This window comes from Salipiger mucosus DSM 16094, assembly GCF_000442255.1.
GTDB lineage: Bacteria > Pseudomonadota > Alphaproteobacteria > Rhodobacterales > Rhodobacteraceae > Salipiger > Salipiger mucosus.
In genome coordinates this window covers 10850-20145 of the sequence record NZ_KE557299.1, presented here as the reverse complement: position 1 = coordinate 20145, position 9296 = coordinate 10850, and the positions used below count along the sequence as shown (strand labels likewise).

Sequence of the window (9296 nt, the reverse complement as noted above, 5' to 3'; positions counted from 1 at the left end):
TCCTGCCGGGCGCCTTCGGCGCCGGCGGCGGTCGCGATGCCCGCGATCGGTGAGAGCACGCGCTCGGCGTCGGTATGGCCCGCGTCGGGCGGCAGCCCGAGCCTGGCGCGCGCCCCGTCCGCGTCGAAGTCGGCGGCGGCGATCTCGTCCCCCAGAAGGCACCGGCCGAGCAGGTCCGCCACGGCGCCGGCCCCCTCCGGCACGGGACCGGCGGAGGTCTGCTCGCAGCGGTCCTCGGAGGCCTCGCAGATGACCGTGATCCGCCACTCCGGCGCCTCGCGGGTCGGGGAGAGGACCGCCGAGAGATCGCCGGACAACTGGTAGACATGGCCCGCGATGCGGCCCTCCTGCCAGATGCCGGGATAGCGCGCCGAGGGGACGTCGGCGAAGCGGCGCTCGACGGCGGTGGCGCCCGGCAGCGGCCGGTCGAAGCCGCTGCCGACGCAGGGCGCTTGCTGTGCCTCGGCGGCCAGCGGCAGCGCAAGAGCGATCAGCAGGGCCTGCAGTCTCATTCCACGGCCTCGCGCATCAGGGGGCCGGTGGCCTTGAAGGCCAGCGACGCCAGCACCACGGCATTGGTGTTCGCGGTGGTCGAGGTATTGGTCTCGCCGGTTTCCTCGTAGATGCCCTCGGGCCAGCCCTTTTCGGGGTCGGCGATGCCCTGCAGCGTCTCGACCATCGCCGAGGTGTAGTCGGTGCCGAAGAGCGCGTCCCAGCCGAAGGCGGCCTTGGTCGCGACGGTCCTGCGGCTGTCGATGCGATCGCCCTGGAAGGTCATCACCGCCCAGGGCGAGCCGCCGCCCCAGACCGTGGCATAGGCGAAGTAGGGCTCGCCGCTGAGGTGGCTCTCGGTCACGGCGGTGAAGATGCCGGTTTCCTCGTAGCGCGCCTCCTGCGCGCGGTAGATCGCGGTGGCAAAGCGGTGCGAGCGTGCGTCGAAGCCGAATTCCAGCCCGTCGAAGAGGTAGGGCTCGCTCACGACGAAGGCCGGGGTGGTGCCGCGGTGCAGGCGGGTGTCCACCGGGATCGGCTGGCCCTCGACCCGCTTGACCATGAGGTTGTCCACCACCTCGTAGCCCCGGTAGACGTCGAACCCGAAGAGCATCATGGCCTTGGAGGCATATTGCTCGTAGCCGACGCGGCCCTCCTGGTTCTCGCGCACCTCGCCGGCGACGACGTTGGTGCCGATCAGCTCGCCGTCCTGCACCATCCGGTCGAGCGCCCAGGTGTTCAGCACGGCCTCGACCTGCGGCGCCAGCTCGGGGTGACGGCGCTCGATCAGGCCGAAGGTGGCGACGATGCGCGCCACGTCGAGCGCGGACCATCCAAGCCCGAGTTCCACCGGCTTGTTCGAGTAGTCGACCAGTTCCAGCGTCCGGGTGTGGTAGGCCTTGTTCGGCAGCGTGTCCTGGAAGAGGCGCAGCTGCGCGAGGCTTTCCAGCAGGCTGGTCAGCCGCGTCTCGGCCTCCTCGGCGTCGATCAGGCCCAGCCGTTCCGCCGAGAGGATCGCGACGACGTAGGAGCCCGTTTCCCACATGGTCGTGGAGGGGTAGTTGTGCACCGAGTTGGCAAGCCCGGTCTCCTCGATCGTGTTGTTCTGGAAGTAGGTCCAGGCGATGCGGGCGTTCTCGAGATCCTGCTCCGAGATCTCGCCGCGGATCGCGAGGGGCAGCGGCGTCACCTCCTCGAAGGGCCGCATGGTGTCGGGTCGTCCTTCGGTCATTTGCGGCGGGTCTCCCAGGGTTTCGAGCCAGAGCACCAGAAGCAGGCCCGCCACGAGGGCGACCAGGAACACGATGTGACCGCGGGCGCGTTTAAGGTTCTTGCGGAAGCTCATCAGTCTTGCTCCTCGGTGTCTTCGGGCGGCTGCCAGAGGGCGGCGAAGATGATCCCCGCCATGGCCGCGCAGTTGTTGATGCCCCAGAGGGCATTGGTCACCACGCCGGTCAGGGTGTGCGGCGTATCGGCGAAGAGCAGCGCGGCCAGCCCCCAGAGGACCCCCGCCGCCGTCAGCACCAGCACCGCGAGCTGCGGACGCACGAGTTTCAGGAAGTTCCCGGACTGGCGCACCTTGGGCGTGACCGGGAAAGAGATCTTCTGCCCGCGCAGCACGGTCCAGATCGCGCGCAGCCCGAGCGGGAAGAAGGACAGGTAACTGGCCTTGGCCGCGTAGCCCGCGATGCCCCAGGTCCCGACCATCATGGCCAGCTCCAGCGACACGAGGAAGGGCACGACGTGCACGAAGAAGTCGTTGGAATAGGCCGAGACGGGGGCCACCCCGGAGAACAGGTAGATCACCGGCGCGAAGAGGAAGACGACGTTCCAGATCGACCCGAGGTAGGAATAGAAGGTCGCGCCGTACATCAGCCGCTGCGGCATCGTCAGCCCGTGCCGGAACATGGCGTTGTCGTTGATCATGATGTCGAGGCTGCCGCCCGCGTACTTGAAGCGCTGGATGGTCCAGGTCAGGAAGTCCTGCGGCGACAGCATCTTGGACTCGACATGCGGGTGCTGGTACGACTTCCAGCCCCGCTCGCGGTCGGAATGCAGCACGATCGAGGTGTAGATGTCCTCGGAGACGTGGAAACGGTAGGGCGTCAGGATCTCGGCCGAGACGGCCTCGGACCGGATCGCCTCGAGAAGCGCGGGATCGACCCGGCGCTCGCGGCTTTCCAGCGTGATCTCCTCCTCGGCGGCGATGACCCGCTTCTCGACCTCGTCGCCGAAGCTGCGCAGCGCCGCTTCCATGACCGCTTCGCGGCGGTGGATCGAGCCCGCGCCGCAGCAGAACGACGCGTTGGCGCGGTTCCGGCGGCGCTGGATGACGTCGTAGAACATCTTCGGATCGTTGACGTAGGGGTCGGCGCCGACGCGGACCTCGCCGATCACGCGCTCGACCAGGCGGCCGAACGCACGGCCGATGCCGCCGGCGCGGCGCTCCAGCACGCCGGGCAGCCGCTCGCCCTCGGGCAGGTCGTAGAACCATTGCGGCGTCTGGACCCAGGCCATCTGCGGGTCGCGGAAATAGCCCATGGTGCGGGCCAGGAAGGTCGGAAAGGGCCGGGTGTCGGCGTCGCAGATCACGATGAAATCGCCGGAGGTATGCTCCATCGCGTTGCGCAGGTTGCCGGCCTTGAACCCCTCGTTGGTCTCGCGCGTGATGTAGCCGACGCCTTCCTCCTCGGCCACGGCGCGCATCTCGGGGCGCTTGCCGTCGTCGAGGACGTGGATCGAGACATTGATGTCATGCGGGTAGTCCATCAGCCGCGAGTCGTGGATGCCCAGCCGGACCAGTTCGGGTTCCTCGTTGTAGGTGGCGAAGAGGATGTCGACGTTGATCGGCCGCCCCGGATCGGGGGCCTTGGGGTCGACCTCCTCGATCAGGGCCGGGGCCTCGGGCACCTCGACCGGCTGGTCCTTCCAGAGGTTGTAGACAAAGAGCAGCAGGCCGACGTAGGCCGCCGTTTCCGACAGCACCAGCGGAATGGCGAACCACATCGCATCGGGGTTGAGCGAATGCAGCCAGCGCCAGCCGATGTACCAGGCGCCCACGACCAGGGCCACGGTAGCCAGGAACTGCCACAGCATCTCGCGCCGGGGCGAGTAGGGCAGCGGCTCGGGCGGGCGGCGGTGCTCGAAGGCGCGGAAATAGTCTTCCATCGTCTAGTCCTGTCTGACCGGGGTCTCCCGGCCTGCTTTCCACGGCGGGGGACCCAGACCGATGGTCCAGGCGAGCGGCTTGGTGCGTTCCAGCAGCAGCGCGAGGCCGAAGGAGGCGGGCAGCACCACGGCAAAGCGCAGCACCACCAGCACCGCGGGCGTGATCAGCCCCGACAGACCGGTCTTGAACATGAACACGTCGAAGAGGTCGATGATCAGCGGGTGCACGAGGTAGACGCCGAAGGTGTATTTCGCCCGCGCGGACCACTTCGGGGACCAGCTCATGAACTGGCCGCCCATGAAGATGCTGAACATGAAGAGCGGCATCAGGAAGTGGCCGTAGTAGTCCCAGCCCGTGCGCACGCCCCATTGCCCCTCGAAGAGCGCATGGCCGAAGAAGGGCAGCGTCGCGAGGTAGGCCATGGAGGCGAAGTAGAAGGCCCCGCGCCGGATCAGCTTGGACTCGCCGCGCGGTATTCCGTCGCGCCAGAGCGAATAGAGCGCGAAGGCCGCGAAGCCGTAGCCGACGTAGCCCCAGACCTTGGTGATGCGGACGAGGTAGGCCCGCGTGAGCGGGTCGAGCTCGATGGCGTAGAAGTACCGCTGCACGTGATCCATCGCGCCCAGCGTCGCGAAGAGCATCACGCCGAGGATCGGGTAGCGCATCGCGATCCGCATCACCGGGAAGAACAGGAAGATCGCGAAGAGCGTCGGCAGGAAGTGCATGTGATACTGCGAGCGGCCCAGCAGGAAGTAGCTGAACCAGGTTCGCAGCTCGCCCAGCTGCTCGAGGTACTGCGGCGCGTAGCCGAAGGCCTCGGCCTTCACGAGGCGGAAGAAGGCGTAGAAGATCGTCCAGAAGACGAAGGGCACCAGCAGGCGCTCGGCCTGCGTCATGACCGCCGCGCGGTAGCCCGGGCGATGCCGGTCCACGCGCATGGCCATCAGGAACAGGGAGAAGAAGAAGAACATCTCCGAGCCCGAGAACTCGCCGATGGAGCGCAGCAGGACGGGAACGAACCGTTCTCCCGGGGTCGCCTCGGGGAAGGGCTGGCCGGCGAAGTCCGTGGTCGTGTGGATCATCACGACGCCGACGGCGGCACAGACCCGGTTGGCGTCGAACCAGACCAGTCTTGGTTTCTGCGGATTGCTCATTACTGCCCCCAGGGGGATTGGCATGACTTCGGCAGGACGATGCGGGGTTCGGGTTTCTGGAAGCTCTGCGCTTCCGGGCGGCACTCGGTCGCCGCGATGCCGTTTTCACGCTGCAGCGGGCGGCAGTAGGTGAAGTCGTCCCAGGTCACCGCGGGCTCGGGCTGCGGCAGGTCCTCGCAGGCGCAGCAGGTGGGCTCGATGATGTCGGGCCGCGGCAGGCACTTGTTCGCGCGGATGTCGGTCTCGGAATAGGCCGTGTCCCAGACGCTCGTGTTCTCGTTCAGGTAATCGAGGATCGGCCCCTGCGCCTTGTAGAGCAGCGCGGCGAGGATGATCCCGTTGTTGTTGGCGGTCTGCAGCGGGATGTAGCCGTTGCCGTTCTCGTAAAGACCCTCGTAGAAGCCGCCCTCGGGTTCGGACAGGTCGGCGACCGTCTCGAACAGCAGGTCGGTATAGGGCACGTCCCACAGGGCCCACATGCCGATCGCGGCCTTCGCGGCCACCGCCGCCCGGTCGGGCTGGTAGACGTCGCTGGGGTCGAGCGTGTTCCAGGGGTAGCCGTCGGCGAAGATCGAGTCGTAGACGAAGTAGGGCTTGCCATCGACCTGGTGCTCGGAGCGGGCGGTGATGATGCCGGTCGCCTCGAAGCGGCGCTGCTGCACGAGGAAGATCCGGTGCGCGAACTCGGCCCGCCAGCCCTGCGAGGCGATGCCCGGCGCGTCGTCGTCGTTGGTCGGCAGGTCCCAGCCAAGCTCGAGGCCGTCGAGCAGGTAGCTTTCGGTCAGGACGTAGTTCTGGTTGTGAAAGACGCGCGGGTCGCGCCCGTCGTAGGGCACCTGCACGTCGTAGATCTCGTGGTATTTCAGCGGCGCCGGGTCGAAGGCGCCGGACACGTCGAAGCCCCAGAGCGCAAAGCCCTTCGCGGCGTATTCCTCGTAGCCGAGCCGGCCTTCCTGGACGTAGCGCGTCTCGCCGTTGCCGCGCACCAGCGAGCCGAAGAGGCGCCCGTCGTCCGCGACGATGTTGCAGTAGTTCCAGCGCAGCGGGATGTTGTCGACGCCGTTGGCAAGATAGGGATAGCGCTCCTTGAGGATGCGCAGCCAGACCAGCATGCGGCCCATGTCGAGGACCGAGAACCCGACCTCGCCCGGCTCGTTGGCGTAGTTCACCTTGGCGCCGGTCTCGGTGTTGTAGACCTTGTTCGGCGCCTCGCCGCGGAAGAGGTCGAGGTTGCGCAGCGTGGCGATGAGCTTGGTCGCGCGCAGGTCGAACTCGCGCTTGTCGATGATCCCCAGCTCGTAGGCCGCCACGAGGCCCGAGATGTAGGAGGCCGTGTCCCACAGCGTCGTCGACGGGTAGGAGCCCACGGCGTTCACGAGGCCGGTCTCGGGCTGGTAGCGCTCGACGAAGTAGCTCCAGGCGGTGCGGGCCATCTCCATCTCGCGCGGCGTGAGCGCGCCGTGACGGCCGAAATGATCGCCGGTCGGCTCGCGCGAGCCGGTGCCCGCCCAGGGGGGGAGCAGGTCCGAGATCGCGTCGTCGATCCCGGGTGTGCCGGTCTCGGCGGGTTGCGGCTCGGGGGTCGTCGCCTCCTGCGCGGTGGCGGGCGCAAGACCCGCGGCGGCGCCCAGGAAGGCGGGGAAAAGCGCGGCCGCCAGAAGGTTGGAACGTCGCAGGGTCATGCCTTTACTCCGGAACGGTCTGCGGGCTGGGTCAGGGTGTCGTCGGCCATCATCGCGGTGAGTTCGGCACGCATCGCGCGCAGCTCGACGATCAGGAAGGCAAGGCCTTCCGGCGCCTCCTCGGCGGCGTCGGGCATCATCTCGAGCCGCCGCGCGCTGGCGGCCAGGTCGGTGCAGTCGAGCGTCCCGGCGATGCCCACGACGGAATGCAGCGCCCGGCGGCGCAGCTCGACGGGCGGGTCGTCCCCTCCGGCGAGGTCCTCGGCCTCGAGCGTCGGCAGGTGCCGGTCCAGATCCGATTTCGCGGCGCCCAGCATGGCGGGGGCGACCTTGCCGCCAAGATCGTCGATCAGCTCGCGGATGCGGTTCCGAAGCTTCCCGCATTCCGAGAAGGTCCCGCGGGAGCCGGACGGCGTGGCTTCGGGCGCGGCGCTTTCGGCCTCGATGGCCGAGACGTTGTCGCGGGCCTCTCCGTAGCCGCGCCAGCGGCCGATCATCTTCGCGAGCTCGGCCTGGATCACCGGCTTGGTCAGCACGTCGTCGAACCCCGAGGCGCGGAAGAACTCCAGCTGCTCGCTGCTGACATGCGCCGTCGTGGCGATGATCGGGATCTCGGTGTGATGCGCCCCGAGATCGCGGATGTGCTTCATGGCCGTGGTGCCGTCCATCAGTGGCATCGAGACGTCCATCAAGATCATGTCGTAGTCGAACTTGCGGGCGGCCTCGACGGCCTCCTCGCCGTTGACCACCATGTCGGCGCTCTGCCCGAGGCGTTCGAGCATCGAGCGGGCGACGATCTGGTTGGTGCTGTTGTCCTCGGCCACGAGCACCCGCAGCCGGGGCAGCTGGGGCAGGGCCTGCGCGGGCGCCGCGCTCGTCAGTGGATCCGACAGGCGCACCGGGACATCCAGCCAGAAGGTCGAGCCCGCCCCCTCGGCGCTGCGGAAGGACATGGAGCCGCCCATCATCTCGGCGAGCCGCAGGCTGATGGCCAGCCCCAGGCCCGTGCCGCGAAAGCGGTCCGCGTAGGAGGCCCCGAGCTGGTCGAAACGCCCGAAGACACGCGAATGATGCTCTTCGGCGATGCCCGCGCCGGTGTCCTCGACCGCAAAGCGCAGGCGGGCGTCCTCGCCCGCCTCGGGCGCGAGCGCCTCGACCTTCAGCAGCACGCTGCCTTCCTTGGTGAACTTGAGCGCGTTGCTGACGAGGTTCGACAGGACCTGCCGCACCCGCCCGGAGTCGGCCACGACCCACCTCGGCACATCGTCCTTGATGGAGCTGTCGAGGTGGACGCCCTTTTCCAGCGCCTTGTGGGCGTAGAGATGCACGACGCTGCGGACCAGCGCGTTGAGCTCGAAGGGTTCTTCCTCGATCTCCATCTTGCCCGCCTCGATCTTGGAGGCGTCGAGGATGTCGTTGAGGATCACCAGCAGCGAATTGGCGCTGCTGCGGGCCACGCTGAGTTGTTCGCGCTGCTCGGGGTTGAGATTGGTGTCGCCCAGGGCGCCCAGCATGCCCAGCACCCCGTTCATCGGCGTGCGCAGCTCGTGGCTGATGACGGCGAGGAACTCGGTCTTGGCGCGGTTCGCCCGCTCGGCCGCGTCGACGGCATCCTTCAGCGCCGCTTCGCGCTGGACGTGTTCCGAGATGTCGCGGACGGTCGAGACCATGTTGACCGGGTTGCCCTCGGCATCGGCCAGCAGTTCCGACAGCGCCTCGACCTCGAGGACGCGGCCGTCGCGGCCGCGCACCTTGTAGACGATCTCGCGCCGCTCGGGCTTGCCGGACTGGCGCGACGCCTCGAGCGCGGCGCGTTCGCTTTCGACCACACTCGCCTCGTACTCCGGCAGCAGCATGTCCTGGAACTCCGCGCCGGTCATGCTGCCGCCGGGTTCCAGCCCGAGCAGCCGGGCGTATTCGTCCGACCACCAGACCTTGTCGCGGATGAAATCCCAGCGGACGGTGCCGACCCGGGCGATCCGCTGCGCCTCGCGCAGCTCGTGCGCCAGCGACGCCAGCTCCCGGCTGCGCGCGTTGTGAAGCACCCACTGGAAGCCCATCAACGCGAAGAGGCCGATCACCAGGACCAGCAGGAACGCCGTGAGGGCGAGTAGACCGACGACCTGGGGCTCGCTCAACGACATTCGGTCTCGGCGCGCAGGAACTGCAGTTCGAGGCGGTTGCGGCCGTCCCGTTGCTCGAAGATCAGCTTGTCGCTGAGATGCCGGATCAGCGACAGCCCGCGGCCGCTTTCGGCCAGCGGGTCGATGTCGTCGAGCGAGACGACCTCGTCGTAGAGATCGTGCGGCACCTGGTCCCCGGCATCGATGATCTCGATCGTGACGCCGAGGTCGGTGCTCGAGGCCGAGACCGCGATCGGCTGGCTGACCGAGGCCGACGCGCCGTGTTCGACCGCGTTGGTCAGCGCCTCCGCGATGGCGATTTCCAGCGCCGAGAGCTTCTCCTCGGGAAGGGAGTCCGCCAACTCGCGTTTCAGGGAAACGACGAGAGGGTCGATTTCGCCGAGGACTGGCGGCATTTCCAGGACGATGGTCATCAGGCGCGTTCCTTGAGGGCCTGGATCGCGGCATCGACGTCGCGGTAGGCGCTGAAGACGCGGTCCATGCGCGTGATGCGGAACATCTGCTGGACGCTGCTCGCGAGGTTGCACACGACGATTTCGCCGCGGTGAGACGTTCCACCGTGGGCTTGACGACGCAGAGACCGAGGTCTTCGTGCACACTGGTCTTGATCATGGCTGGGGGGTCCTTTCACAGACAAGAACGGTGAGGTCGTCGT

General features: G+C 67.8%; 7 protein-coding genes and 1 pseudogene (1 of these 8 cut by a window edge). All 8 read right to left on the bottom strand.

The genetic code is table 11. The features are described from left to right. Window positions 1-512: pseudogene (locus SALMUC_RS27715) on the bottom strand (hypothetical protein); the annotation flags it as partial. After that, entirely contained in the window at window positions 509-1837 is a 1329-nt protein-coding gene (locus tag SALMUC_RS27710; protein WP_020043284.1) for a DUF3131 domain-containing protein, read from the bottom strand. The pseudogene SALMUC_RS27715 and the gene SALMUC_RS27710, both read right to left, overlap by 4 nt. After that, window positions 1837-3660: a glycosyltransferase family 2 protein gene (locus SALMUC_RS27705; RefSeq protein WP_020043283.1), complete on the bottom strand. Its 1824-nt coding sequence runs from the start codon at window positions 3658-3660 to the stop codon at window positions 1837-1839. Before SALMUC_RS27705 ends, SALMUC_RS27710 begins: the two co-directional genes overlap by 1 nt. 3 nt (window positions 3661-3663) lie before the next feature. After that, window positions 3664-4815 carry an acyltransferase gene (locus SALMUC_RS27700; protein ID WP_020043282.1) on the bottom strand — a complete coding sequence of 384 codons (1152 nt, stop codon included), beginning with the start codon at window positions 4813-4815 and terminating at the stop codon, window positions 3664-3666. Further along, window positions 4815-6497 carry a DUF3131 domain-containing protein gene (locus tag SALMUC_RS27695; RefSeq protein ID WP_020043281.1) on the bottom strand — a complete coding sequence of 561 codons (1683 nt, stop codon included), beginning with the start codon at window positions 6495-6497 and terminating at the stop codon, window positions 4815-4817. Before SALMUC_RS27695 ends, SALMUC_RS27700 begins: the two co-directional genes overlap by 1 nt. Next, on the bottom strand, window positions 6494-8635 hold the full coding sequence (locus SALMUC_RS27690) for a PAS domain-containing hybrid sensor histidine kinase/response regulator (protein ID WP_020043280.1): 2142 nt from the start codon (window positions 8633-8635) through the stop codon (window positions 6494-6496). The genes SALMUC_RS27695 and SALMUC_RS27690 overlap by 4 nt, the downstream gene beginning before the upstream one ends. Continuing rightward, window positions 8632-9054: an ATP-binding protein gene (locus tag SALMUC_RS27685; RefSeq protein ID WP_021121124.1), complete on the bottom strand. Its 423-nt coding sequence runs from the start codon at window positions 9052-9054 to the stop codon at window positions 8632-8634. The genes SALMUC_RS27690 and SALMUC_RS27685 overlap by 4 nt, the downstream gene beginning before the upstream one ends. A gap of 214 nt (window positions 9055-9268) precedes the next feature. Beyond that, window positions 9269-9296: the 3' end of an ATP-binding protein gene (locus SALMUC_RS27675; protein ID WP_425414334.1), read on the bottom strand. The gene runs 383 nt beyond the window's last position; only the last 28 of its 411 coding nucleotides appear in the window; its start codon lies beyond the right edge, outside the window; it ends in the stop codon at window positions 9269-9271.

Excerpts from the sequence above, each read along its gene's own strand:
- SALMUC_RS27695 (WP_020043281.1), bottom strand. The coding sequence starts at position 6,497 with ATGACCCTGCGACGTTCCAACCTTCTGGCGGCCGCGCTTTTCCCCGCC.
- SALMUC_RS27710 (WP_020043284.1), bottom strand. The coding sequence starts at position 1,837 with ATGAGCTTCCGCAAGAACCTTAAACGCGCCCGCGGTCACATCGTGTTC.
- SALMUC_RS27700 (WP_020043282.1), bottom strand. The coding sequence starts at position 4,815 with ATGAGCAATCCGCAGAAACCAAGACTGGTCTGGTTCGACGCCAACCGG.
- SALMUC_RS27685 (WP_021121124.1), bottom strand. The coding sequence starts at position 9,054 with ATGACCATCGTCCTGGAAATGCCGCCAGTCCTCGGCGAAATCGACCCT.
- SALMUC_RS27705 (WP_020043283.1), bottom strand. The coding sequence starts at position 3,660 with ATGGAAGACTATTTCCGCGCCTTCGAGCACCGCCGCCCGCCCGAGCCG.